The following is a 25,460-nucleotide window of genomic DNA, read 5'->3' as shown; positions in this document are numbered from 1 at the left end:
GCGAGGCGCGGGGGCCGATTTTCCGCGCCCAGGACCATCCTCACACGAGCTTGGTCGAGTTGGCCGAGCGACGATGGAACTACAGACCGGTGCTTGCAAATTCCTGAATCCGCTCTAGCCGGCGAGCATTGCCAGCGTACGACAAGTTCTTCGAGCATCATCGGGCCCAAACGACCGGCACGGAGGCCTCGCAGCTGGTCATCCCCGTGGTTCCATTTCGGTTCATGCTCGAGCGGATGCGGGCCTCGTCCAAGGGCTGAATCGTGCGTCCGAAGCTTTCAGCGTAGTCGCGCGCGGTAGCCATGAGGCTCTTTTTGCACGCAGATTTAACGGCCTCACCGTCATCGACGAGCGAAAGGCGTGAGTACGTTGAAGAAATCATGAACCCACCTGGCTGATTCTCGACCTTGTAAGTTGCATCGCGATCGCCCTGGAGTCCTCTGCCCCCAGAGAAGGAGGTGCATCCGAGGTTCAGCCCGACCAGTATTGCGCTCACTGCGACATACCTCGACTTCATTCTGTCAGTTCCATGGTGTACCCACTCTACGACTTTCAACGCGTCCAAAGAACGCGCACTGGCTCACTGCCCCGGCAGGCGAACAGTCACGATGTCGAAGGGCAGCAGCGGCGGCGGGCTCTTCTGCTTGTCGAGTTGCGCATTGACCACCATCAGGCCGTCGGCGGTCACGGCGGCAGTAGTGGGATAGCGTAGGCGGCTATCGGTGTGCCGCTGCACCATCTGGGCACGGCCCCAACCGGCGGCGAGCTTTAGGTGGACGATCTCGCCCTCAACATTGCGCATGACCAGCAGGTCGCTGGCCCCGCTCAGCACCAGGCCATCGCCGTTCTTCAAGGGTCCGCCGTCGACGCCCACCTCGGCTACAGCCTTGGTCTGGGTGTCGATGCGCCACAGCTGGCCGGTAGACAGCTGGACCGACAGCAGCCAGCGACCGTCGGGCGATGCAACCAGGCCATTCAAGTTGACCTCGTTAGGGACGTAGCGCACCGGTGTCGAAGACAGATCGAGCCACGGCTCCATCACCAACGTGCCGCCCGAAGGCACGTTGCGGATCCGGTAGATCACCGGGCGGAACGAATCGGTGGCGTAGACGGCACCGTCACGGCTGACGACCAGGTCGTTCACGAAGGTCTGCGGGCCCTTGGGCAGCTCGATGGCGGTCAGGGTGGTTGCGGTCGCGAGGTCGACGATGGCGATGGTGCCATTGGGCCCGCCGGCAATCCAGAGGCGCCCGCGATCATCGACCTTCATGCCGAAGGCGCCCATACGCCCGGGCGAGCCTCCGGCCTGAAAAAGCTCCGCCTTGGTCGCGCCGCGCGCGATACGGAACAGGTCGCCGTTGGTGGTGGAGCCCACATAGGCCGTGCCGGTGCGAGGATCGACCGCAATGCCTTCCGGGAAGACCTGGGCACCTTCGATCGTCGCGCGGCCCTGCACGATGCCGCCCTGGCCGGGCTCGATCAGGCCGCAAAGGATGCGGGCACCCGAATTGCCGGCGGGATCGCTCTGGTAATCGTCGGGGTCGGCATGAACAACGACGGTGCGCCCCATGGCGGACATCGGCCCGGGCGACAGCGTGAGGTTGGGATTCAGGAAGCGGACTGTACCGCGGCCATCCGCCGTCACCTGCAGCGCCGGCAACTCGCCTGCGTGCGCCGCGCCGGCCGGCTGGCCTGGTTGCCCATGGTTGTGCGAGGCGCCCGGGTCGAAATGGCCGCCCGCTGCGCCGAAATCGACGATGCTGCCCGTGGCCGCATCGGGCCCTGGCGCACAGGCGCCGTTGGCATGCACATGCAGCCCGTGCGCGCCGGGGCTGAGGCCTTGCACCGTGACCTGGACGTCGACGCCGCCGGCCACCGGCGTCAGCACGGCCTGGCCCGCGGGCTGACCGCCTGGCGTGAGCAGCCGCGCGATCCCGGCGGGCCCCGTGGGCGCGAGCGCACCCATTGGGCCCGTGGTGGCAGGCGGCACCGTCTCGGCGCGGTTCGCGCAGGCGGCCATCGTGGAGGCGACCGCAAGAGCCATCGCGCACCGCAGAGGCGCGCTGGAGAGAAGAGAGGACATGGCGGACTTCCGTTGTGCAGGGGATGCGGGCTTGGACATGGAACGGCGCGGCGAAGGGCGGGAGCGCCGCTCAGCGGGCGCTGCCATGGCTGATGCGGTAGATCACACCGTTCTGGTCTTCGGCCACCAGAAGCGCGCCGTCATTGGCGACCGCCACGCCCGCGAGGCGGCCGAACTGCGCCGGCCGGCGCGCCTTCTGCTGTTCGGCCGGTGTGCCGGCGCCGGGCTGCTGCAGGTTAGCGGGCGGCACATCCATGAGCCAGCCCGTGGCGAAGTCTTCGATGCTCTGGGGCTTTCCAGCCGCATCGAATCGGACACGCACCACCTTGTAGCCGCTGGGCTGTCCACGGTTCCACGAGCCGCGCATCGCGACGAAGGCGCTGCCTCGGTAGTCGGCCGGGAACTGGGCGCCCATGTAGAACGCCAGGCCGATCGGTGCGGCGTGCGCTGTGTAGGTTAGGGCCGGCGCTTCGGTCGTCGGGCAGAAGTCCGATTTCGTTGTGTTCTCGGGATCGTTCTGCTGCTTCATGTCTACCTGGCGATCACCCCAGCAGAACGGCCATCCATAGTGCTTGTTGGGCAGGATCGCGTTGAGTTCTTCGGGCGGCGTGTCGTCGCCACGGTCGTCCGAGCCGTGATCGAAACCATAGAGCTGACCACCCACCGGGTTGAATGCGAAGCCGAGCGTGTTGCGCAGGCCGCGGGCATACACGCTGCGGGCCGAACCATCGGGTTGCATGCGCAGGACGGTCGCAGCCTCGAGGTTCGTCTCCACACAGTTGTTGCACTGCGAACCTACGGTCACGTACAGCATGCCGTCGGGCCCGAAGGCCAGGGTTCGGTAGGGATGCTGCGAACCGTCGGGCAGGTCGTCGACGATGACCTTGGGCGCCGACAGTATGCCGTCAGACAGGACGTCCGCGACCAGCACCTTTTTGTCGCTCGCCATGTAGAGCTTGCCGTCACGCAGGGCAAGGCCGTGCACGTTCTTGATGTTCTGCGCTACCACCTTCTGCGTGTCCATCATGCCGTCGCGATTGGCGTCGCGCAGCAGCAGCACGTCACCCTGCTTGGGGCGGCTTACGTACAGGTCGCCGTTTGGAGTGGGTTGAATCCACCGCACATGCTGCATGTTCCTGGCAAAAACGTTGACGCTGAAGCCCGCCGGCACCCGCAGCCGCTGAAGCATGCTGTCTTCGAACTTGACGGGCGTGGGCTCGAGATTGGTGGTTGTCACCACGTTCGGACCGTCTCCAGGAGGGAGCTGAGCGCTGGCCGCACCGGCAATGGCCAGCGTCATCGGAAGGGCCCAGGCGAGGAAAGATCGGGAGACGGTCATCATGATCCTTGTGAGTCAGGTGCGGCTGCCATTCCAACGGAGATCCGCTCCTGTCGCGTGGCTGAGGAAGCAACGCTCAAGTAGGACGACGACGCATCCGAATGGGAAAGGCCTCTGTCCCGCAAATCCGCGCGTTAGCGCCGAGGCGCGAGCGCGGTCGTCACCTCACTCGCCCCAGTGTCTGCCACAGGGCCTACGCGCCGGGAGGCGTCGACGGACCGGCAAGGAAACACTGGCCCGGCGCCAGCTCTGCGGACGTATCGGACAGCGATCTCGACGCCTTCATCCCTAGAAAAATGCGGTCAGCCTGATCGCCGCCGCTCCCAGCAGCGCCTGCAACGTTGCCGTGTGCCAGAGCAGCGCGGTGTTGTCGAGCGTGGCGCGCGCGCCGGGCTGCAGGTGGGCGCTGTGGGTGCGGGCCAACAGGAAGCACCCCATCAGCACCAGCACCGCCAGGTGGAAGCCCTGGTACCCGAGCAGCATCGCGACCGTCGCGCTCCAGGCATTGCGCGTCGGCGCCAGGCCCGCAACGGCGTGGGCATGGAAGTCGAGCGCGAAACCCGCCGCCGAACACAGCAGCGCGGCCAGCACCAGCGCGCGCACCCAACGGCGCTCGCGCCCGCCGGCCTCGCGCAAGGCCCGCACCGCGCCGGTCAGGCACAACGAGCCGAGCAACCACAGCGCCGGCCCGACGAGCCCCTGCGCGGGCGGCGGCAGCGCGGAGCCGACGGGAGGGCACACGTCGCCGGCCATCGCCACATGCACGTGCGCGTAGACGAAGCAGGCGAACACGGTCATGTCGACCGTGGCCAGCACCAGCGTGCCCCACCAGGAGTGGGAACACGGACCACGCGCACCGAGCGGCAACCGCACACCGTCCGCGACCTCGGCCGTGGCGATCGGCGGCGGCCGGTCGGTGCCCCAGAGCCAGTGGATGACCGCGGCGATCGCGCCGATCCCGCAGGCGAAAGCCAACGCCACCTGGCCGGCCGTGAGCAGCAGGAAGAAGCCCGCGGTGCCGGCGGCCGCCACCAGCGGGCTCCAGCCGTCGCCCGGCAGCACCAGCACATGGCGCGGCGTGGCATCGACCGGGCTGGTGACCAGCGTCTCGCGCCCGCCGGTCACGGTGCCCGGCAGCCAGTGGCGGCCGGCCTCGACCGACGCGGGCAGGCCGGGGTCGGCCCACAGCGGCTCGCGCGATGCCACCTGGGGAATGCTGCGCACACCGTAGTCGCGCGGCGGCAGCCATTCGAGCGTGCCCGCGTTCCAGGGGTTGTCATGGTCCTGTTCGGGCTTGCGCATTATGCGCGCCATGTCGACCAGGAACAGCAGCACGCCCAGCGCGAAGGCGAAGGCGCCCACGGTCGAGAGCATGTTGAGCGCACCCCAGCCCATGTGCTCGGCATAGGTGTAGACGCGGCGCGGCATGCCCAGCAGGCCGGTCAGGTGCATCGGGAAGAAGGCCACGTTGAAGCCCACGAACATCAGGCCGAAGCACCAGCGGCCCCAGCGCTCCGACAGCGTGTGGCCGCGGTACACCGGCGCCCAGTGGTAGAGCGTGGCGAACAGCGGGAACACCATGCCGCCGATCAGGACGTAGTGCAGGTGGGCAACGATAAAGTAGGTGTCGTGCGCCTGCCAGTCGAAGGGCAGCACCGCGACCATCACGCCGGTCAGGCCGCCGAGCACGAAGATGAAATGGAACCCCAGCAGGAACAGCGTCGGCGTGTTGAAGCGCACCGTGCCGCGCCACAGCGTGGCGATCCAGGCGAAGACCTGCATCCCGCTCGGGATCGCGACCGCAAAGCTAGCGGCCGACACCACCAGCATAGAGGTGTTGCCCAGCCCGGCCGCGAACATGTGGTGCAGCCAGAGCGCGAAGCTCACCACGCCGACCCCGATCAGCGCATAGACCACCGCGCGGTGGCCGACCAGCGGAGTGCCGGTCTGCGCCGCGACCATCATCGAGACCATGCCGGCCGCGGGCAGGAAGATGATGTAGACCTCGGGGTGGCCGAAGAACCAGAACAGGTGCTGCCACAGCAGCGCGTCGCCGCCGCGCGCCGCGATGAAGAAGGGCCAGTCGAAGGCGCGCTCCAGTTCGAGCAGCGTGGTCGCCGCGATCACCGCGGGAAAGGCGAACACGATCATCACAGCGGTCACCAGCATGGCCCAGGCGAAGATCGGCATGCGCATCAGCGTCATGCCCGGCGCCCGGGTGAACAGGATGCCAATGATGAGTTCGATCGCGCCGGCAATGGCCGAGATCTCGATGAAGCCGATGCCCAGTAGCCACCAGTCGGCACCGGTGCCGGGCGAATACTCCTTGCTGGTCAGCGGCGGGTACATGAACCACCCGCCATCGGGCGAGACGCCGAAGAACAGCGTGCAGAAAAAGGCCAGCCCGCCGAGCGCGTAGGCCCAGAAGGCATAGGCCGACAGGCGCGGGAACGGCAGGTCGCGCGCACCCAGCATGCCGGGCAGCAGGTACACGGCCACGGCCTCGACGATCGGCACCGCGAACAGGAACATCATCACCGTGCCGTGCATGGTGAAGAGTTGGTTGTAGGTCGATGCATCGACCAGCGTGTTGCCCGGCACCGCGAGCTGCGTGCGCATCACCAGCGCGAGGATGCCCGCCAGCACGAAGAACAGCATCGCCGTCGCGATGTAGTACACGCCGATGTGGGTGTTGTTGACGGCCGCGAGCCGCCGCCATCCGGTGGGCGAGCGCCAGGCCCGCTCGAGCGCTTCGCGTTCGCCTGCGGGACGCGGCAGGCGCGAGGGATGGCTGCGCGGTGTGCTCATTTCAGGTGGCTCAGCCAGAGCGCGATGGCACGCATTCTCTCGTCGTCGACGCGTCCTGCGCCTGAGGGCATTCGTGCGCCGGGCTTGATCTGCTGCACGTGCGCGATCCAGTTGATCATCGTGGCGGGCTCATTGGGCATTTCGGCGGCGCCGAGCTGGAGCCGGCTGCCCACATGCGTGAGGTCGGGGCCGAGCCGGCTCTCGGCCGTGACGCCGCGCACCGTGTGGCAGGCGCCGCAGCGCTGTGCGAGGAAGGCCTGGCGGCCCCGGACCAGCGCGGGCGTGTCGGCCGGCGCCGCGTCCTGCACCTGCGCGTGCAGCCAGAGTTCGAAGTCCGCGGGTGCCATCGCCACCACCTGCAGCGCCATGCGCGCATGCTGCGCGCCGCAGTACTCGGCGCATTGGCCGCGGTAGATGCCGGGCCGGTCGGCTTGCACCAGCAGGTGCTGCACGCGGCCGGGCAGCATGCCCATCTTGCCGCCGAGCGCGGGCACCCAGAAGCTGTGGATCACGTCGGCGCTGGTCAGCCCCAGGTACACCGGCCGCCCCACCGGGATGCGGATCTCGTTGGCTGTCGCGATCTCCCGGCCCGACGCCGGATCGCGGTAGCGCAGCGACCACCACCACATGTGGCCTGTCACGCCGACGATCAGCGCATCGGACGGCGGAACCACGCGCCACGGCGGCGCGTGCCGCACGCTGTAGAAGAACAGCGCCACCAGCACCGCCAGCGGGAACACGAATCCCCCGCCGATCACCCACAGCCACGTGTTCACTGCGGCGCCCTCGCGGCGCCGCACGGCCAGCCACAGCAGGCCCATCACGCCGAGGAAGATCAGCGTGGCGCCGACCGTGATCACCAGCGTGACGTCGAGAATCGAGGCGGCCAACGGGCCGGCCGGGTGCAAGGCGGACTGCTGCGGCGGCGCGTTCACTTCAGCGCCAGCAGGTAGGCCGCGATGTCGCGCGCGTCGGCCGGCGAAACGCCCATCGAGGGCATCGTCGTGTCGGGCACCAGCGCCGCAGGCGCCTCGATCCAGCGCGCGAGTGCTTCGGGTCCGTTGGGCACATGGCCCGCGATGTAACTGCGGCGGCCGAAGCCGTCAAGCGGCGGACCGACGCGGCCCCGCGCGATTGCCGCGCCGGGCACCGCATGGCAGCTGCCGCACTGGTACTGCGCCAGCAGTTGCTGGCCGCGCGCGATCTGCGCGGGCGCGGCACGGTCGTGTGGCAGTGGCAGATCGCCGATGTGCATGCCGCAACCGCTTAGCGCGCCGCAGGTCGCACCGATCACGCAGGTGCGACACATGCGCACCAGGGCGGGGCAAAGGAGTCCGGGGCCGGTCTGCATGCGCACGATTCTGTGGCCGAGAACGCGCTGCGCGCCGACACGGGTGCGCCGGCGTGCGTCGGACAATGCCGCGACCATGAGCATGCGTGCCACGATCCTCCTGACGCTAGCCGGCGCCGGCCTGCTGGCCGCCGCGGCCGCGCTGGCCTTCGTCTACGGCGGTCTCTACGACGTGTCGGCGGCCCGCCAGCACACGCAGCCCGTGTACTCGCTGCTCGAGACGGCCATGCGCCAGTCGGTACGCCTACGCGCCCGCGACGTGCACGCGCCGGCGCTCGACGCGCCCGCACTCGTGGACCGCGGTGCAGGCTGCTTCAGGGACAAGTGCGTGCAGTGCCATGGCGCACCGGGCGTGGCGCAAAGCGAGATCGGCAAGAGCATGCAGCCGCTGGTGGACGCGCGCCAGCGTTGGCTGCCGCGCGAGCTGTACTGGGTGACGCGCCAAGGCATCAAGATGAGCGGCATGCCGGCCTGGGAATTCCGGCTGGCGGATGCAGACCTGTGGGCCCTGGTCGCGTTCATGAACAGGCTGCCCGAGTTGAGCCCGCAGGATTTCGCGGCCATGACACAGCCGGAGGTTCAAGCTAAGGCGTGGGCCGCGGCGGGTGCTTCGCGTTCCGGCGCCACCGCCTGCGGTGCGGCCGAGCCTGCTGTGCCGCGCGCCGGCGACGTCGAACGCGGCAAACAGGCGCTCTACCAGTACGCCTGCAATGCCTGCCACACCATCCCAGGCGTGACCGGCTCCTCCCCCGCTGTCGGGCCGCCGCTCGCGGGCCTGGCGCAGCGGCGCACCCTCGCCGGCAAGCTGGCCAACACGCCTGAGAACATGGTGCGTTGGCTTCGCCATACGCGCGAGGTCGACCCGCTGACGGCTATGCCCGAGATGGGGCTGACCGACCAGGACGCCACAGACATCGCGGCTTACTTGGCGACGCTCGACTGAAATCGTTCCAAGAGAGGAGCGCGCCCATTCCCACAGCGATCCGCGGAAGGCTTTGCAGACCTGGTGTCCTGTGCAGTGTTTTGCTCATAGCTTTACCTGGTCGAGCAGCCGTTGTGAGCCCGATCAGGCAATCGCGTGTTGTAGAGCCTCTCAGCTTTTTTCCGGATTCCTAGGCCTCGGCGTTCGGGGCAGCATGTTCGCACCACGTCGCGCACCTTGCGTGCGGGGCAGTTCCACAGGACTTCGTGTCGCAAATTCCCGCGAGCTGATGCGCCACTGTCTGTCAACGCATCTACCAACGCGCAGCCACGCTCGTCCCCCACACAGGAGGCGCCATGCGACGTATTACCCCCTCTAGCTTTTCCGCACGCTCGCCAGCTGTGCCACGTGCCGATCAACGCACAACCTCCCAAGGGCGCACCAATGGCCACCGCTAGCCGAACCCTCTGGAAGGGCGCCATCACCTTTGGCCTCGTCCACATCCCCGTAGGCCTGCACACGGCCAGCACCGAGCAGGGCATCGACTTCGACTGGCTCGACAAGCGCACCATGGACCCGGTGGGCTACAAGCGGGTCAACAAAAAGACGGGCAAAGAGATCGACAAGGAGAACATCGTCAAGGGGTTCGAGTACGAGGACGGTCACTACGTGATCATCTCGCCCGAAGAGATCGAGACCGCATTCCCACGGACCACGCAGACCATCGAGATCCAGATGTTCGTCGACGCGTCCGAGATCCCTTTTCTGTACCTGGAGCGCCCCTACTACGTCGCACCGATCAACAAAGGGCACAAGGTCTACGCGTTGCTGCGCGACACGCTGGTCAAGACGGGCAAGGTCGGCGTGGCCAAGGTGGTGATCGCGACGAAGCAGCACCTGGCTGCCCTGGTGCCGTCAGGCCCGGTGCTGGTGTTGAACTTGATGCGCTGGGGGGACGAGGTCAAGGCCCTGGAAGGCCTGGATCTTCCGGCCGCAGGCGCCAAGGCGCCGAAGATCGCCCCGGCAGAGATGAAGATGGCCACACAACTGGTCGAAGAAATGAGCGGCAAATGGAAGCCTGAGGACTTCAAGGACGAGTTCAAGCATGCGGTGATGAAGCTGGTCGACAAGAAGGTGAAGGCTGGCAAGACAGAGACCGTCATCCAGCCCGAGGAAGAGGCACCCAGCCAAGGAGCGGAGGTGATCGACCTGACGGAGTTGCTGGCGCGAAGCCTCAAGGGGGGCGCCAAGAAGGTTTCGGGCAGCAGTGCAGCTGCGGGGAAGCCTGCAGCAAAGAAGGCCTCGGCGAAGACCAAGGCGCCTGCCAAGAAGACCGCTGCCCCGAAGGAACGCAAGGCAGCCTGATTCGCCGCTGCAATGCGCATCGCCACCTTCAACGTGAACAACGTCGTCAGCAGGCTGCCGCAGCTGCTTGCCTGGCTCGACGTCACGCGCCCGGATGTCGTGTGCCTGCAGGAGCTGAAGGCGACCGACGCGACGTTCCCGCGCGCGGAGCTGCTCGCCTCGGGCTACGCATCGCTCGTGCATGGGCAGAAGACCTGGAACGGTGTTGCCATCTTGGCGCGCGGCACCGAGCCGCTGGAGATCCGGCGGGGGCTGCCCGGTGATGCGGCGGACAAGCAGGCGCGCTACTTGGAAGCAGCCGTGGGCGGCATCGTGATCGGCTGCCTCTACCTTCCCAACGGCAATCCACAACCCGGCCCAAAGTTCGACTACAAGTTGGCCTGGTTCGCGCGCCTTCACCGCCACGCGGCATCCCTAATGAAGACGGGTCATCCTGTCGTGCTCGCAGGCGACTACAACGTGGTCCCGACGGACGAGGACATCTATTCGACGGCATCGTGGAAGGACAACGCGCTCCTCCACCCCCTCGCACGGGCCGCGTACCGCAAGCTGCTCAAGCAGGGCTGGAGCGACGTGATTCGCGAACTGCACCCGAAGCAGGTGCCGTACACCTTCTGGAGTTATCTGCGCAACCGCTGGGCGCGCGACGCAGGCATGCGTATCGACCACCTCCTCGTGAGCTCGTCCGTGCGCCCGCGTGTGATCGCCGCGGGCGTCGACAAGGCCGTGCGCGGCATGGAAGGCTCGAGCGACCATGCGCCGGCATGGGTCGAACTCGCCGATTGAAGATCCCTCACGAGGCGCTCATGGCAACCACCGACAAGCTCACCCACTACAAGGCCAAGCGCAATTTCTCCATCACCTCAGAACCGGCGGAGGGAGGTACAGAGAGCCCGGAAGCGCTGCAGTTCGTAATACAGAAGCACTGGGCGAGCCGGCTGCACTATGACTTCCGCATCGAACTCGATGGTGTGATGAAGAGCTGGGCGGTGCCCAAGGGCCCCAGCTACGACCCGCACGACAAGCGCATGGCCGTGCACGTCGAAGACCACCCGATCTCGTACAACAGCTTCGAAGGTGAGATCCCCGCCAAGCAGTACGGCGCCGGCAAGGTCATCATCTGGGACAAAGGGGTCTGGGTGCCCATCGGTGATCCGCACAAGGGCTACGAGGATGGAAACCTCAAATTTGAGCTGCATGGGCACAAGATGCACGGCAAGTGGGCGCTGATCCGCATTCGCAGCCGAGACGGCAAGCAGAACACCTGGTTGCTGATCAAGGAGCACGATGCCTTCGAGCGGCCGGCAGCCGAGTTCAGCGTCGTCGATGAGTTCTCGGACAGCGTTGCGCAGCTCGCGATGCCGGCTGGGCCCACTGCGCTGGCAACGCTGCCCCGGGAGGAACAGGCGCGCGCAGTCCGTGCGAAGCGAACCAAAGTCGGCAAGGCCACCCCTTCCGATCTTCCCGCTGCTGCCGTCAAGGCCTCGCGTCCCGAGAAGCTCGCTCCTTTGCTCGCGACGCTTGCCGACGGGCCGCCCCCTCGCCCAGACGAATGGATCTACGAGATCAAGTTCGACGGCTATCGGATCTTGACGCGTGTCGAGGGTGGACGTGCGCGTTTGATCACTCGCAACGGTCACGACTGGACCGACCGCATGCCGCACCTGGCCAAGGCGATCGAGCGGATGAAGTTCAAGCCGGGCTGGCTCGACGGCGAGATCGTCGTGCTGAACGAGCGTGGAACGACAGATTTCCAGGCGCTGCAGAACGCCTTCGACAGTGCCCGCACGCAGGACATCGTGTACTTCCTGTTTGACATCCCGTTCTACGCCGGCCATGACCTGACCGCGGTCCCGCTCATCGAGCGCCGAGCCCTGCTGCAGTCCTTGCTTGCTGAAGCGCAACCGCCGCTGCGCTTCAGCGAGACCTTCGAGGCACCACCGCGCGACATCGTGGCCTCGGCCTGCAAGATCGGCTTGGAAGGCATCATCGCCAAGCGCAAGGACAGCAGCTATGTATTCCGCCGGTCGGGGGATTGGCTCAAACTCAAGTGCAGCCACCGGCAGGAGTTCGTCATCTGCGGCTACACCGATCCAAAGGGCTCGAGGGTGGGCATCGGCGCCCTCGTACTCGGTGTTCACGACGACCAGGGGAAACTGATCTACGCCGGCAACGTGGGCACGGGTTTCAACGACCGGTCGCTGGCTGCGCTACTCGAGAAGCTCGAGCCCCTTGGCACCGACAAGCGGCCCTTCGCACAGCGCATCGAAAAGGAGCGCCAGACCCACTGGGTAAAGCCTCAGCTCCTCGCTGAGGTCACCTTTGCGGAGTGGACCAGTTCTGGAAGCATCCGACACGCGGTGTTCCACGCGTTGCGCAGTGACAAGCCTGCGAAGGCCATCGTGCGCGAGAAGCCTGTGCATCCGACAGGGGCGGACCTCGAGCAGGCAACAACGCACACGCTTCCGGCCAAGCTGAAGGTATCCAACCCCGAGCGGGTGATCGATCCGTCCACCGGCGTGACGAAGGTGGAAGTGGTCCGCTTCTACGGCCTGGTGGCGCCGTTGATGATGGAGCACCTCAAGGCACGCCCCGTGGCGCTTGTACGCGCACCCGAAGGCATCGGCGGCGAGCTCTTCTTCCAGAAGCACCTGGACAAGGGAAAGATGGAAGGCATCCGTCAACTCGACCCAGCGCTTTATGCCGGTCATCCCCAGATGATCGAGGTGGCCACCGCTGAAGGATTGCTTTCGGCCGCGCAGATGAATGTGATCGAGTTCCACACCTGGAACGCGCTCAAGACGCTCATCGGCAAGCCTGACCGCATGACGTTCGATCTGGACCCTGGGGACGGAGTGGCCTGGCCGGCGATCCAACAGGCCGCCGAACTCATAAGGGTGTTTCTCGAACAGCTGGGTCTGGTCTCATTTTGCAAGACCAGCGGCGGCAAGGGCCTGCACGTGGTGGTGCCGCTGAAGCGCCAGCACGGGTGGGACTCGGTCAAGGATTTCTCGCAGGCAATCGTGCAGCACATGGCTCGCACGCTGCCCCAGTTGTTCGTCGCTAAGAGCGGTCCGCGCAATCGTGTCGGCAAGATCTTCATCGACTATTTACGCAACGGATTCGGAGCAACGACAGCGTGTGCTTGGTCGGTGCGCGCGCGCGCAGGCCTGGGAGTGTCGGTGCCGATCGGCTGGGATGAACTCTCGAAGATCGGTGGCGGCGCCCACTGGACGCTGCAGAACATTCATACGCGTCTGGACAGAGGCAATGGGCCATGGGAGAACTACGCCCAGGCGGCTCAAGGTTTGGCAAGGGCGATGAAATTGCTGGAATTCAAGCCCAATGCAGTCTGAGAGACCTAGGAATGGCTCACATCGACCGCATTGCAATTGAACCCACGTGCAGGCGGTCCGATGACAGGAGTCGGCCAGAAGGCGGACGTTGAGCGCGTCGGGCCCAACGTCAGCTTCAGACTGATCTCAGTCATTCGCGACGCTTTGCGGAACGTCAGCTTGAGCGCTTAAAGCAGACGTTCCGCGGCGCAGATGTGCAAGGTGCGCGAGGCCGAAATGCCGATTCGCTGGCGATTGTCATCCGTGGATGCACAACCGATCGAAGGTGAAGTTGCGTTCCAATAATGGTGTCGCTTTTAAAGGCTGTTGTGGATTCAGGAGCCGTCTAAGTGGCCGCAAAAGCGGCGCTGTCTTCCTCCCAGACTTGGCGAATGCGGCAGCGGCCAAGCGTTTGCAGTAGCTGTGTGAACGTATCGTTTCCACCTGCCGCAAGTTGCCGGCGCTACGCGCCTTCACCCTCGCACAACTGGCCTGCAGCGTCTAAGAAGCTCGGCGGTGATGCACTGCACCCCAGGCCTCGCATTTGCGTGATCCGTCCGAACTTGTCAGGGTTCTCCCGTGATTTCGCGACGGCTCCACCGTCTCTGATTGCGTAACATCTGCTAACGTTGGACCTGCCCAAGCACCTCGCACCTCAGTGAACTTACGGGGAATGATTTTGATAACTGAAGCGCAAATTGATAGCCTCCTTGCATCAACAGACAGCCTTCTGCAGAACGTTTTTACGTTCGACTGTGCCGGACACACGATGCCGGGAAGCAGTCATCGTGGCGCCGCGGTAGCGCACCAAGACACGCTAGAGCGTCGAAGTGATTTCCTGCGCGAGCTTAGAAACACCATGAGCTCATGGGTGTACTCAAAGGAAAAATATAAGAGTTTGCTCGACGCAGAACTCATAGAGCGGGGCAAAGACCTCCAGAACGCGGTCTCACATATTCAAGCCTTGGTCGCAGACAAGTTTCGCAAGGGCCATCCGCAGGGTCAATTCGGCGAGTTGCTTCTTTTCAATTTGCTGCAGCACTTTTTTAAGGCCGCACCGATTCTGCGGAAAATGTCGATAACCACCAATCCTGCGATCGAGCGCCATGGCTCCGACGCGATCCACTATCGACCGATTGGAGGAAAAAACGTAATCTTTATCGGTGAATCCAAGACCTACGCAAGTAAATATCGATTTAAAGCGGCTCTTGATGATGCCGTTAGTAGTATTTTGACGAGCTTTGCCAACTTCAGTGTTGAGTTAGGCCGGTTTGTCTATGAAGATTTCATAGAAGACAGCTTGCGCGATGTGTCGGCAAAAATTAAAAGAAACACGCTTCCGAACGTAGTGTACGAGTTAGTGTGTGTAATAAGTTACCAAGAAAACGAAAACAAAAAATCGGGCCAGACTCAAGCAGAAATCGAACAAACAATCGAGAAGGCAATCAATGGGAATCTTTCTAAATATCAGAACGACTATGGAAATGTAGATCAAGGCGCCTTAAGCAAGATTCATTTTGTTATATTTCCTTTTTGGGAACTTGATGCCCTACTCGATGGGTTTGACCAATGATTAAGGACGAAGCTCGCATCAGAAGCGCGGCAGAGGCCATTCTCAGCATTGAACATCAAATGTTCGCTGCAAATCTTGGACTTTACGAGCACAGTGGGGAGTTGCTAGACAATCAACCGCTCGTAACCGAGTTGATTTATTCAGTTGACGAACTATCTTGGTCCGCGGACGAAGAGGACCGCAGACTGGCGCTGCAGTTGATTGCACTCACCTGGCAGTATTCGGCGTCTTCATTACGCAACCAAATCCGTGAGTTTTTCATACTTTGTCTCTCTCGATTGGGCGTCGCTCCTTCCACGCGGATGATCGATCCAGCAATGAGTGAAACCGGAAAATATAGCAGCGTTGGCAGTTTTAGAACCAAGCTAGCAACGGTAGCGATGCAGTTGCATTCGCAAGTTTTAATCGGCGAAATTCGATATCAACTTACAGAATTTCAAAGGCGCGCATTTAAAGCCTGTGCGGACAACGCATTTATAGGCGTCTCCGCCCCGACCTCAGCCGGAAAATCGTTCGCCATATACTTAACGATTATTGATGCTGCACTAGGCTCGGATAAGGTTTGCGTTTACATTGTGCCTACGATAAGTCTGGTGAATCAAGTAAGCGAAGATTTAAAGGAGCGATTTGACGCGCATAACTTGTCGGACTGGGTAGTCTCAAACAGCTTCGAGAAAGATAAGATTCGTACTGTCTTTGTACTGACGCAGGAACGGGCGATTCTTGCGATTGACCACGGGCTTTCCGAGCAGCCTCTGGGCCTTCTCGTTATAGATGAAGCCCAGAATCTTGAGCGCGTAAGTTGGGATGACGAAACAAGATCCAAGATTTTGTTTGATTTCCTGCATGACATTCGACAGATGCGCTTCGCTGAAAAGATCATACTTAGCGGTCCTCGGCTTGAAAACATTGGGCTCGTAGGAGCCAAAATTTTCGGTTCTTCTTTTACTGAAGAGCAGGCACAAGAGTCACCAGTAGCATCATTCACCTACGGACTTGAAGTACGTGGCAGTGATTTTTTCTTCAACCAATTCGAAAACTCGTTGGGAAAAACAATGAGTCTCAAGGTCGATAATACTGATGCCGCTAAAAGTTTACTGTCAAGCACATACAGTGATGACTATTACCAAGCGCTCATCGGATTGATTGATGCGCTCGGAGATGGCGCAAAAAATCTGGTTTTTTCACCAACTGCCGATCAGGCGCGCAAAATTGCATCGCGCCTGACAGGATTTCGAACGCGACCGCCGAATGAAAATCATTTGTCTGAGCTTTCGAATTATCTTTCAGAATCTGTGCATCCCCGCCATCGCCTCGTGGAACTTGTGCAGCGTGGCGTGGCGTTTCACACTGGCTCGCTTCCCCCGCACGCTCGCCTTGCCATTGAGCAAGCCTTTGCGGCAGGCTTATTGAAGGATGTCGCATGCACGACCACGCTGATGCAGGGCGTTAATTTGCCGGCACAAAATGTTTTTATTCGAAATCCTAATTTGTATGTACGGAAAAAATCGGGAAGTCAGAATGCAGAATTGACGGAATACGAATTTGGAAATTTAAGGGGGAGAGCTGGAAGGCTTTTGCGTGACTTTGTCGGCCGCACTGTTGTGCTGGACCAAGCATCCTTTAAACAGGATGATCCACAAAAAGAACTATTCGGCGACACCTATAAATCGCTCAATCTTACCTATTCCGAGATTCTGGGGCGAAATCGTGATGAAATATTTGCAGAATTAGAGAGGCCGGGAAGCGCGTCTTCAACTGGTGCAAAGTTCATAGCAACTTACGTGCGACAACAACTGCTTAGAGATGGCGCTGACGCACCAGCACGAATGTCAAACGTTGGTATAGAAATACCAACAACGACTTTGGGCTTGGTAGCGCGCGCCTTGGACGGCCTCTCGATTCGCCGCGAGGTTATTATTGAGAATCGGTACTGGGATCCTTTCGACCTGCAGAGGCTTTCCGACGCGATCGCATCAGAAAACGGCGAATCTTTGCCGACCACCGCTTGGGAAGCAAGAGCTCCCGCGCTAAGCAGGCTAATAAGTTTAGTGGCAATTACGCTGCCTAACTATTTTGAACGATTTTTGGGTTCAAGGCCAACTGATCGTTATCTTGCGGCTTTGTCGCTGAGCGGAATTAGCTGGGCGCAAGAGAAGCCACTTAAAAGCATTCTGGAAGATCGAAAATTCAAGGACGACGAGGACTACGAAAAAAATATCGATGAGCAAATTGATCTCATCTATCGCAAGGTAGTTTACGGGTTGCCTGCGCTGCTCAAACCTGTCGCAGCCATTCAAGGCAAGGGAGCAGCGTTTCTGGCGTCCTTGGAGTCAGGAGCATACCATCCAGTCACTTATTACTTAATGTCTCTTGGTCTATATCGCGAGACAGCAGTTTTCCTAAAACGCAGGAACTTTGGCCAGATAAAGCACGATGATCCAAATCTTGAAGCGTTGGTTGATGCACGAGTGCCCGAAGCGATGAAAGGCTTGGACATGTGGACTCTGCGTCAGGTACAAGCAACACTCAGTAGAAAATTAAGAGGACGAAATGGGTAAAGCAAAGCCGGTTACTTTGGGTTCGACCACGTTTCAATCAGAAGCCTCAGCGCGAACGTTTTTTCAGAAAATGTTGCGAAGTTATACGCCTGGTGAGCGTGTCAGGGATGAAGATGCTGCGTTGCTTGAACATTTGCTCATGCGTCACCCGGAAGCGCATGGGAAAATTGGCGAAGGCATTGATCATTTTGAAGTCATGAGCCATACATTTAATTCGCAGTGTTTCGCTGTCCATAGGACTGACGGAAGCTATGAAGATTTTTCTTACAAATGGTGCGTTACCGAAGGCTAGGCCGTGAACATGTCGCACTGGTAGCGCGGCAGGGCGGTTGTAATGAACAGAGAGCGACGGATTGCAGTCATCAGGAGTCATCGAGGCGAACGGCCGAAAACGCTGCGAAGCGGACATCCGAAGACGGCTATCGACTGACGGCTTCGGGCCCGTTGCGGTCAGTCGCCCCCTCCTGCTGACCAACCCGGAAGCGGACAGTGGAATTGGATGTTACAGAGGAGGCTTTCATTGCTTGGGGCGCCTTCTCCCGATCAAGCCGTCCGTGACGGTCACAGAATCTTCGGACTGGCTCGGCTCCCCGCGGCGGCCGTAGGCAGCGCCCGCGGGGCGGTCAGTGCCGATAGGGGATTCGGCACCCGCATGTGTCCGCTGCCACGTTGCAGAATCGCATAGAAAGACTCATATGGAAGGAAGCATGCGAACGAATTCCCCCCTTGGAGCAATAGTCGGATTGGCAGCGCATATCCGCGGTAAGCCTGACTGGGCCGGAATTCTTCGTGCACGACGCGAAGCGGGGATGCTGGCTACTGTCGCCGGTCGAGATCTGCGGCCTGCTTTCGATGCAGTGTGGGCAGATCTGCGCCGAGGCAGAACTGCCGATGCTCTGGCGATATCCCGAGCCGCGGCCTTCCTCGATCCGGCCCTGTTCATCAGGGAGGCAAGGCGCCACGGCATCTTTCGCAGCTCCAAGGTGGCATTCCACAGTGAGCCCGTCGAGCACATCGTCAAGACGCTCTTAGAGGACGGCCCCGTGCTCAATTGGGCCAGCGACGACGCCTTGTATCTGCAATCGGTGCGGAATCTCCTGAGTCTTGCACCCTGTGCTCGCGCCACAAGACAGGCCGTCATCGCCGAGCTCACCAAGCGGCGCCCGGTCGTCGTCAAGAGTTGCATTGTCTGCGTAGACCGGGCGTTTCGACCGTCGATCGACCACCTTCCCAGCGAAGAAGAGCAGCTTGCAGAGGCCACCGGCCAGCGCGACTACTTCCATAGGGAGCAAAAAGCAGCCGGCTTCTCCACCATCGTTACGTTGATGCAAGAGGTCGTGGGCTGGCCCAAGACGGCAACCGTACTCATCGATGAGGAAGGGATCCGCGACGGAACATTCGAGCACCTGCTCATGGAGGCGGCTCGGCTCGGAGAGTTCATGGAGGCCGAAGTCCAACTCGACGCCTACCCCTACCGGGCGGATCTCGTCGGCGGCCAAGGCAAGACGGTGATCATTTCCGCGATGGATGCTCGCCTCGAGCAAGCGATCCAACTGGGATACGTGCACGCCAACATGCAGTCGCAGCTTGCCCATCGGTACGACGATGCAGAGGTCTTGCGGGTCGCATCGCTTCGCGACGCAGCGCTCGAGTTGCACCGCGTCGGCGGCCACTACCTTGTCGAGAGGCGGGAAGCACCTCAGGATCGCTACGTCATGAACATGCCCTTGGCGCCCCAGATCGTGCGCCTGTTGACGGACAACCGTGCTTTCAGGGAAGAGGCGCTCTACCTGCACCGCGTGGGACGCGAAGCCTTCGCATGGGATTCGTACGTCGGCGACATGCCGCTGCTGCCAGGCATGACGGTGATGGACATGGTCAAGGTGCAGCGGTTCTTCACTTTCACCGCAACGGTGTTCTTCCAGGCGCTCGATCAGCCCGCCTTTGGTGGGGATCGGGACAAACTCGACATGCGTTCGCGCATTCCGGTCTTCCGCGACGACGTCCTCCTGGATCGGTTGAGCACAGTGTTTGGCGAACAGATTGCCAAGCGCGCGCTAGAAATGCTCAGCTTCGATCCAAAGAAGGGCGGCCACTGCGACATCCAGTACACGCCGCTCCTGCACGTCGACGGCCACTACATGCTCCCGATGAGTGTGCTCGTCTCATCGGACCTCATCCGAAACACGCTCTATCACCACTCCGCAAGGCTGCTGCCCGCCGATGGCCACGATCCCATGGTTCGCGGATTGCGTGAAGCCCTCGAAACCTGCGGCTTCCTTGCAGCCGAGGGCATCAAAGGGAAGTTCAACGGGAAAGCGATCGAGATCGACCTTCTCGCATACGCCCAGGGGCACCTCTTCATCATGGAGGGCAAGAACGCATTCCACCCATGCAGCGTCCAAGAAATGCGCACGAGTTTTGATCACATCAAGAAGGCCGGCCGTCAGCTCACGCGTGCGGCCGAATGGCTTGCCGCGCGCGAGGTCCAGACGCGAGTCTTCGGATCACTTGGCTGGAAAGTGCCGCCGGCGACCGACATCAGGACTTGCGTCGTGACGGCCAACCGCATCTTCAGCGGTTACGCGATTGAGGGACACCCCGTGCGCCAGGCCCACGAAGTGCTCAACGTCGTGACCAGAGGCATCGTGACTTTTAACAACGGGGAGCGATACCGGTTTTGGCGAGGCGAGTCCTTCAGTGTGGTCGACCTGCTCGACTACCTGGAAGGCAATACGCTCGTTCGCGACAGCTTTGAGGCAATGAACGAGTCCACGGTGCGCATGTCGCTCAGGGGCGGCGGCCAGCTGATGTTCAGAACCTTTGGGGTTGATTTCGAAGGGCTACGGCAACGGATGCAAGAGCGATACACGCGTCTTCACGATGCAGCACACGAAGCCGTCCTGCCCGATGCAGTTCTTCCGTGACGGCGCCACTATCAACTCAGCTTCCTGCATTGACAGGCTTCACGCTAGGCGTTTCGGTCCCGCCCTTGTCGGCGTGCTGCGCAACGATCGCCTCGTGAAGCGCGGCGGAGCTACAGATGTTCTGAGCGATCAACTGGGCTGGTCGGTGCTGGTCGAAGAGTATCCTGTCCCTGAAGCCACCGCCAAGAAACATGGACTTGCCGCTTCCCTCGTTGGTCTTCACTAGCAAGCCTCTGAGTGTGAAGTCCCCCATTGGGTGCGAAGGGGCGGGCGTCAATTTGCGGCTTTGTTTCCTTCAATCGTTCCATCCGATTCCCCCCTTGTGTGCCCTGGGGATCTGATCATAGAAGGGCGTACTTCGCTTGTCTTAGAGCCCTCAGTTGCCGACCTATCAATGCCCTGTGCCTTGCCACCGAGCACGTCTGACCTCTCACGCAGTCCCTAGCTGTCGTCCTCCGCCTGACGAGTTTCGAGCCATGCTACGAGATCCTTGCGTAGCGCGTTCGCTCTCTGTGATGGTGGTTCCGTGCCTTTCAAGCGGCCCATGAAGTCAGCAGCGGCCGAAGTGAAACCCAAGAGCGGCAGGGCGACGCCATTTATCCAGAGCCATCGCAGTCCGAGCCAGAACTGGAGCTCGTACATGCCGAGCGTGGTGGCGTTCACGGGCGCGCGGCTGTCGTACACCTCACGGATCGAAAGCCCCACCGGCCAAGTCCAGTTGAGGTCCGGCAGACCGGTTTTCCACAGTGCGGAGGCTCCACCGAGAAGGCAGATGAAACGTGCGATTGCAGGGACATTGCCGGCTTCGGATCGGGCCATCTCGCCGACGATGCGGGCTTCGATCGCGGGCAATCGGAGGAGTGGTCGGACGTCGTCCGAAAGGTGATTGGCGAACGACATTAGGGCGCCACATAGCTGGCCGAGACTAGTGCCCACGTAAGCCTTCGACAACCAACCGGAGGATGCCAGTCGATTGAAAAATGCGCGAAGGTCCGCCTCGTCGACATGTGCGTGACGCACGATGTTCGAGATGTCACCGAGATCCGCGCCACGAGGGCTCGGTTCGTCGAAGCGCAGCACGAACTCGCGGGATGGCGCAGCGGCCAGCTGCGACTGTCCAATCTTCTCGAGGTGGCGCACTAGTTGCGATGTCTGTGACGCCCGGTCGAGGGCGACCGCCTGCCGTGATTGGCTCCAGCGGCGCAGGTCTATCGCGGCACAGGCGACGCCCGGATTGGCCAAGTTCTTGAGGAAGGCCAGTGCTTGGCCGTCCGTCGCTTGCATCAGGTTGTTGTCCAGCGCCTTGCGAATGGCTTGGTCCGTGAAGTCCAACAGCCGGTTGGCTGAGAGCGGCAGGTCGCGAGCTCGCAGCGTGCCTGCAACGCTGGTGAACGTCTCGAGATTGCGTGCTCGTTGTACGAGGCGGATCAGGCGCGGGTCGTTGGCGGTGACACGATCGATTTGCGCGGCTTCCACGAGTTCGAGCCGCACGGCGACCGATAGCACCGACGCGACGTCGGACAGCCGTCTGCAGGAGACTAGCCAATTGCCGTCGGCCAAGGAGAGCCGCAACTGTTGCAGCAGCGCGTCGTGCTCGTTCGGGTACACCCCGCGCGCCAGCATTCGTGCCGTCAGAACGGCGGACCCCGCAACCGCAGCGAGGCGCTCCGCCGAGACATCCGTGTCCGCCGCCACGCAAAGCAACCGGCCCAGCGCCGCGTGCGGCAATGAGAAGGCGTCCCCCTTGGTCACCACTAGGCCACGGTCGATGCAGTCCTGACTGAACCCAGCTTCGGGAAACGGCAGCACGCGTGCTGGAATTGGGAACTCGAGGTCAGAAAGCACCGCGAGGCGCAAAAGGTTTCGACGCACCTCGATCTCCCTGATTGGGCGCAGGTACTGGCTTTGCACGGCGGCTATAGCGTCACCCTCTTCAAGTTGCCACTGGCCTTTCGCCAGGGAGGCGGCGCGCGTCTTCGCCGCGGCGGAGAACGCGATGAGGTCGACGCCTCGCGCACCCTTACCGATGCGGCCGTCAAAGGTGTGCGCCCATTGCTTGAGCGCATCCTGGGGAACGGCCGCGACGGGGTGGCCAATTTTTGCCGTAACGTATCTGACAATCCCCGCCATTTCAGCGGTGCCGGCGCGTATCTGCAGTGCCGGTGGCAGGCCAGGGAGGTCCCCGTTAGCGCCGGCCGATCGGCCAAGCATTAGGAGGCGCGCGTCGGACGGTTTGCAGTAGTGGCGCCAGTGGTCCGCGAGCACACGTGCCGCGCCTTCATCGAGGTGAATATTGTCGATGATGAACAAGACGTCGGTGCCGGCCAGCACAGTCATCTCGTTGCAGACGCTGCCCAAAGACCCGTCGTCTCCCCATGTCGCAACGTCGAACTTGTAGACGGGCGACATCGTGAAGGCCGGCGCCAAGCCTAACCAGTGAGCGAGAGTTGTTTTTCCGCTGGCGCGGCTACCCCGGACGATGCAAGCCCCACGTGTGACGAGGGTGGTCGCCACCGCGTCTGCGACGCCGGGCTTGAACGCCAAGCCGCGGATAAGGTCGTCTTCGCCCGGTGACCCCAAGCCATCCGACGACCTGCGCAGGACGCTTTGGCGAATTTCCTCAAAATGTATGGACGCAGAGGGCAACCCTAGATGCAGCTGCAGAATCCGTGCGTACTTTGGATCGACAAGTTCCAGCGCCAGGTGCTTGCCGACCAGCAGGTGGACGTTCCTGGCATCGATGCCGAGCGCGATGAACTTGTCTGTCCAGTCCTGGATGTCTTTTTCGGGCGGATCGTGCTCCGGGGAACCCGCGACGAAAAAATAGCCGGACAGTCCGAAGTTCTTGGTGTCCAGGGCCTTCTTTAAGTCATCTGCCAGATGGCCAGTCCAGGTTTGCTGGTTGCGCGTCGCCTCGATGCCATGCACGGTCCGGCTGGAAGTGACCACGTATGCGTCTGGCCAACCCTTGTTGGTCTGCCCGGTGGCGCCGCGGCCTTGGCGCTGAAGCGGAAGGCCCTTGAACATATGCGGACAGGCGATGGCGGCCATGTCTTCCGCCATGACTTGAAGGTCATTGGCCGAGATGACGCGTAGCTTGGTAGAAATTTGCGTCGCTAGTACGTCATTGGCAGTGCTCATGTCTGGAGATCGGTGGGCGGTGGGCGGTGGGCGGTGGGCGGTGGGCGGTGGGCGGTGGGCGGTGGGCGGTGGGCGAGAGATTACCTGCTTGCGCTCGCCCTGGGCCTTTGCAGCATCGGCGCTGCGGGGGGTCTCGCTTCATTGCTCGATTGTGTCGCCCGAAAGCTGCCGCTCGCGACGTGCGGCTCTTGGCCGAACTCTGCCACATGATCGCGATGCCATCCTAGCAATCCAGAGCACGGCTGCGCTATCAATACAAGGCTTTGGTCCTTCGCTTTTCGTGGGCGACTTCGGTCACCTGCGAAGTTCGGCGCGGGAGGGGGCTAGCGATGCAAAGGTCTGAAAGGTAGTCATTCCAAGTGCGCAGTGCATCCGTCTTCGCGGCCAAGTACTTCCCCTGATCGTAGTGTGTGTCCTGAACGCCCGTCAGCCCATGGCTCAACAACTGAGCGCGGTCATCCTTGCTGATCCTCAGCGTCTCTCCCAGTATGGTCTCGACGGTTCGCCGCAGGTCTCCCGCACGGAACCTCGACTTTGCTTCGCCGGCCGAGACCATGACCTTGCTGATCTCGCGCACCACCTCGGAGAGCGTCTCCGACGCCATCGGCCTGCCGTCGCGCGTGAAGAGAAGCGAATCTTGATCGATGGGCCGTCCTTGATAGATGGAACGAGCGGCGTCTGCGATCTCAACCAACTCTGGAACCATCGGCAGCATGTGATCTCTCGCCTTCTTGCGCCGTCCTTTTCGGTCCTGCATGGCGCACAGCACATCGTCGACGTTGGCCACCGTCATCCGCAGCAACTGCGCGAAGCGTTGACCGCCAGACGCGACTTGAAACTGAAGCGTGAGACGAGGAAGGTCCTGCGGCCAGCAAGACAGGTGAAGCAAGAACGACCGAAGCTCCTCCGGAGATAGCGCCCGCTTTCCTGCTATGTTGAAAGCAGCCGCCATCCTCGTCGCAGGCACCGCTGCCACAGGGTTTGTGGTCAGGCCAAAGTCTGAGGCGTCGTGTGGGGACATCGGGTCGACGCTGGCACCCAGCGCAAGCGTGAAAGCGGCGCTCATGTACGAACGAAGTTTTACTGCAGTGCGGCCCTTTACTCTGCCCTCTGCCGGCGCGACCAGCCGTCTCAAGACTCGAGAGATGTGTTCAGGCTGGATGGCCGCCGCCGGAAGCCCGGCAAGATCGGGGAAAGCCTTCAACACATGGTTGCCGAACATGTTCTCCGCGTCATTAGCGCTATCGGTTTTCCCCTGTGCCCTGAGCGATTGGATGTAGGCTGCCAACACCGAGGCGAGGGTCTTGCCCTTGGCATCCTGCAATGTGGTGATCGCCACGGCCTCGGCCACGCGCTTCGTCTCGCGTTGGATCTCACGCTGCACCATCGGATCCTGCCCCGCGTTGATCAACGCCTGCAGCTGCGCAGCGTGGCTTCTGGCCTGGGAGAGCGTGAAGCAGTTCTCAGTTTCTGTCAGGCTGTAGCGCCCGATGGTGAGACGAGAACTCTTGCGGCCGCGCGTCCAGTTGAAGATCCATTCGGTGACCGAGCCGTGTGCCAGCTTGCGCTTGCGAATCTTCAAGCTACCGCTGCTTGGACGCACGGCGCCGTCGGCCAAGGTCTCACCGGGCTTCAAGCTGGAGATCCTGACGGTGGTCAGCGGCTTCGGGGCGGTTCGCCTGAAACCAGCATCCGCAACCTCCTCCGTCGAAACCTTGTCACGATTCATGTCACGATCCATTCATGGCTGTCCATGAACCAGATCGTACGTGGGCGGACGAAGATCACCTACAAGTTGTTGTCGCTAAACGGTTTTTTCCTCTTCCACGGAAACCAGCGGAGGCCGGCGGAAGTGGTGTTTATCTGACTGTTAATCCGTAGGTCCCTGGTTCGAGCCCAGGTCGAGGAGCCATGAAAAAGCCGCAAGGCCACTGGATGCCCCGCTACTCACAAGGTAGCGGGGCATTTTCATTGGTGCCGAGGCACTCGGTGATGCGCGACGATGAAAATCGAACGCCCGCAGCGAAAATCGGCGAATCCATTGCATATAATTTG

The 25,460-nt window shown here is 61.9% G+C and carries 16 protein-coding genes; 8 read left to right on the top strand and 8 right to left on the bottom strand.

All coding sequences use genetic code 11. The features are described from left to right. Positions 1 to 580 precede the first annotated feature (580 nt). The 5 genes from K0H49_RS15200 to K0H49_RS15180 all read right to left on the bottom strand — a co-directional run bounded on the left by K0H49_RS15200 (position 581) and on the right by K0H49_RS15180 (position 7,485). The gene (locus tag K0H49_RS15200) at positions 581 to 2,083 is read right to left on the bottom strand and encodes a superoxide dismutase family protein (protein WP_219214040.1); all 1,503 of its coding nucleotides are present in this window, start codon (positions 2,081 to 2,083) and stop codon (positions 581 to 583) included. 70 nt (positions 2,084 to 2,153) lie between these two features. Beyond that, on the bottom strand, positions 2,154 to 3,425 hold the full coding sequence (locus K0H49_RS15195) for a PQQ-dependent sugar dehydrogenase (RefSeq protein WP_219214038.1): 1,272 nt from the start codon (positions 3,423 to 3,425) through the stop codon (positions 2,154 to 2,156). 285 nt (positions 3,426 to 3,710) lie between these two features. Then, positions 3,711 to 6,230 carry a cbb3-type cytochrome c oxidase subunit I gene (locus tag K0H49_RS15190; protein ID WP_219214036.1) on the bottom strand — a complete coding sequence of 840 codons (2,520 nt, stop codon included), beginning with the start codon at positions 6,228 to 6,230 and terminating at the stop codon, positions 3,711 to 3,713. Further along, on the bottom strand, positions 6,227 to 7,165 hold the full coding sequence (gene coxB, locus K0H49_RS15185) for a cytochrome c oxidase subunit II (RefSeq protein WP_219214034.1): 939 nt from the start codon (positions 7,163 to 7,165) through the stop codon (positions 6,227 to 6,229). The genes K0H49_RS15190 and coxB overlap by 4 nt, the downstream gene beginning before the upstream one ends. Next, positions 7,162 to 7,485 (bottom strand): c-type cytochrome, encoded by a 324-nt coding sequence (locus tag K0H49_RS15180; protein WP_257624897.1) that lies wholly within the window; start codon positions 7,483 to 7,485, stop codon positions 7,162 to 7,164. Before K0H49_RS15180 ends, coxB begins: the two co-directional genes overlap by 4 nt. A 172-nt stretch (positions 7,486 to 7,657) precedes the next feature. Between K0H49_RS15180 and K0H49_RS15175 the strand changes: the two genes are divergently transcribed. The 8 genes from K0H49_RS15175 to K0H49_RS15140 all read left to right on the top strand — a co-directional run bounded on the left by K0H49_RS15175 (position 7,658) and on the right by K0H49_RS15140 (position 20,264). Further along, a complete protein-coding gene (locus K0H49_RS15175; protein WP_219214033.1) occupies positions 7,658 to 8,524 on the top strand; it encodes a c-type cytochrome in 867 nt (288 codons plus the stop codon). A 423-nt stretch (positions 8,525 to 8,947) separates the two neighbouring features. Continuing rightward, complete coding sequence (ku, locus tag K0H49_RS15170; protein WP_219214032.1) at positions 8,948 to 9,868, top strand: non-homologous end joining protein Ku; 921 nt, start codon at positions 8,948 to 8,950, stop codon at positions 9,866 to 9,868. Between the two features lie 12 nt (positions 9,869 to 9,880). Beyond that, complete coding sequence (locus tag K0H49_RS15165; protein ID WP_219214030.1) at positions 9,881 to 10,654, top strand: exodeoxyribonuclease III; 774 nt, start codon at positions 9,881 to 9,883, stop codon at positions 10,652 to 10,654. Positions 10,655 to 10,674: 20 nt separating this feature from the next. Beyond that, positions 10,675 to 13,224: a DNA ligase D gene (ligD, locus tag K0H49_RS15160; protein WP_219214028.1), complete on the top strand. Its 2,550-nt coding sequence runs from the start codon at positions 10,675 to 10,677 to the stop codon at positions 13,222 to 13,224. A 652-nt stretch (positions 13,225 to 13,876) separates the two neighbouring features. Further along, positions 13,877 to 14,776, top strand: a complete 900-nt coding sequence (locus K0H49_RS15155; protein ID WP_219214026.1) for a HamA C-terminal domain-containing protein — start codon at positions 13,877 to 13,879, stop codon at positions 14,774 to 14,776. After that, positions 14,773 to 17,337 (top strand): DEAD/DEAH box helicase, encoded by a 2,565-nt coding sequence (locus K0H49_RS15150; protein WP_219214025.1) that lies wholly within the window; start codon positions 14,773 to 14,775, stop codon positions 17,335 to 17,337. Before K0H49_RS15155 ends, K0H49_RS15150 begins: the two co-directional genes overlap by 4 nt. Next, positions 17,330 to 17,629, top strand: coding sequence for a DCL family protein (locus K0H49_RS15145; protein ID WP_219214024.1), 300 nt, complete (start codon positions 17,330 to 17,332; stop codon positions 17,627 to 17,629). Before K0H49_RS15150 ends, K0H49_RS15145 begins: the two co-directional genes overlap by 8 nt. 415 nt (positions 17,630 to 18,044) lie before the next feature. Next, the gene (locus tag K0H49_RS15140; RefSeq protein ID WP_219214022.1) at positions 18,045 to 20,264 is read left to right on the top strand and encodes a hypothetical protein; all 2,220 of its coding nucleotides are present in this window, start codon (positions 18,045 to 18,047) and stop codon (positions 20,262 to 20,264) included. A gap of 16 nt (positions 20,265 to 20,280) precedes the next feature. Here the strand turns inward: K0H49_RS15140 and K0H49_RS15135 are convergent, their stop codons facing one another. The 3 genes from K0H49_RS15135 to K0H49_RS15125 form a co-directional block, all read right to left on the bottom strand. Then, positions 20,281 to 20,487, bottom strand: a complete 207-nt coding sequence (locus K0H49_RS15135; protein ID WP_219214019.1) for a hypothetical protein — start codon at positions 20,485 to 20,487, stop codon at positions 20,281 to 20,283. Positions 20,488 to 20,705: 218 nt separating this feature from the next. Next, entirely contained in the window at positions 20,706 to 23,405 is a 2,700-nt protein-coding gene (locus K0H49_RS15130; RefSeq protein WP_219214016.1) for a hypothetical protein, read from the bottom strand. A 250-nt stretch (positions 23,406 to 23,655) separates the two neighbouring features. Then, a complete protein-coding gene (locus K0H49_RS15125; RefSeq protein WP_219214014.1) occupies positions 23,656 to 25,134 on the bottom strand; it encodes a tyrosine-type recombinase/integrase in 1,479 nt (492 codons plus the stop codon). Positions 25,135 to 25,460 lie beyond the last annotated feature (326 nt).

It is taken from the genome of Variovorax boronicumulans (assembly GCF_019352895.1).
GTDB classification, from domain to species: Bacteria; Pseudomonadota; Gammaproteobacteria; order Burkholderiales; family Burkholderiaceae_C; genus Variovorax; species Variovorax boronicumulans_A.
This window is presented reverse-complemented; position numbering and strand designations above follow the sequence as displayed.

Coding starts and splice junctions, on each gene's coding strand:
- K0H49_RS15175 (WP_219214033.1), top strand. CDS start 7,658: ATGAGCATGCGTGCCACGATCCTCCTGACGCTAGCCGGCGCCGGCCTG.
- K0H49_RS15125 (WP_219214014.1), bottom strand. CDS start 25,134: ATGAATCGTGACAAGGTTTCGACGGAGGAGGTTGCGGATGCTGGTTTC.
- K0H49_RS15155 (WP_219214026.1), top strand. CDS start 13,877: ATGATTTTGATAACTGAAGCGCAAATTGATAGCCTCCTTGCATCAACA.
- K0H49_RS15200 (WP_219214040.1), bottom strand. CDS start 2,083: ATGTCCTCTCTTCTCTCCAGCGCGCCTCTGCGGTGCGCGATGGCTCTT.
- K0H49_RS15165 (WP_219214030.1), top strand. CDS start 9,881: ATGCGCATCGCCACCTTCAACGTGAACAACGTCGTCAGCAGGCTGCCG.
- ku (WP_219214032.1), top strand. CDS start 8,948: ATGGCCACCGCTAGCCGAACCCTCTGGAAGGGCGCCATCACCTTTGGC.
- K0H49_RS15180 (WP_257624897.1), bottom strand. CDS start 7,485: ATGCACATCGGCGATCTGCCACTGCCACACGACCGTGCCGCGCCCGCG.
- K0H49_RS15190 (WP_219214036.1), bottom strand. CDS start 6,230: ATGAGCACACCGCGCAGCCATCCCTCGCGCCTGCCGCGTCCCGCAGGC.
- K0H49_RS15150 (WP_219214025.1), top strand. CDS start 14,773: ATGATTAAGGACGAAGCTCGCATCAGAAGCGCGGCAGAGGCCATTCTC.
- ligD (WP_219214028.1), top strand. CDS start 10,675: ATGGCAACCACCGACAAGCTCACCCACTACAAGGCCAAGCGCAATTTC.
- K0H49_RS15140 (WP_219214022.1), top strand. CDS start 18,045: ATGCGAACGAATTCCCCCCTTGGAGCAATAGTCGGATTGGCAGCGCAT.
- K0H49_RS15195 (WP_219214038.1), bottom strand. CDS start 3,425: ATGATGACCGTCTCCCGATCTTTCCTCGCCTGGGCCCTTCCGATGACG.
- K0H49_RS15145 (WP_219214024.1), top strand. CDS start 17,330: ATGGGTAAAGCAAAGCCGGTTACTTTGGGTTCGACCACGTTTCAATCA.
- K0H49_RS15130 (WP_219214016.1), bottom strand. CDS start 23,405: ATGAGCACTGCCAATGACGTACTAGCGACGCAAATTTCTACCAAGCTA.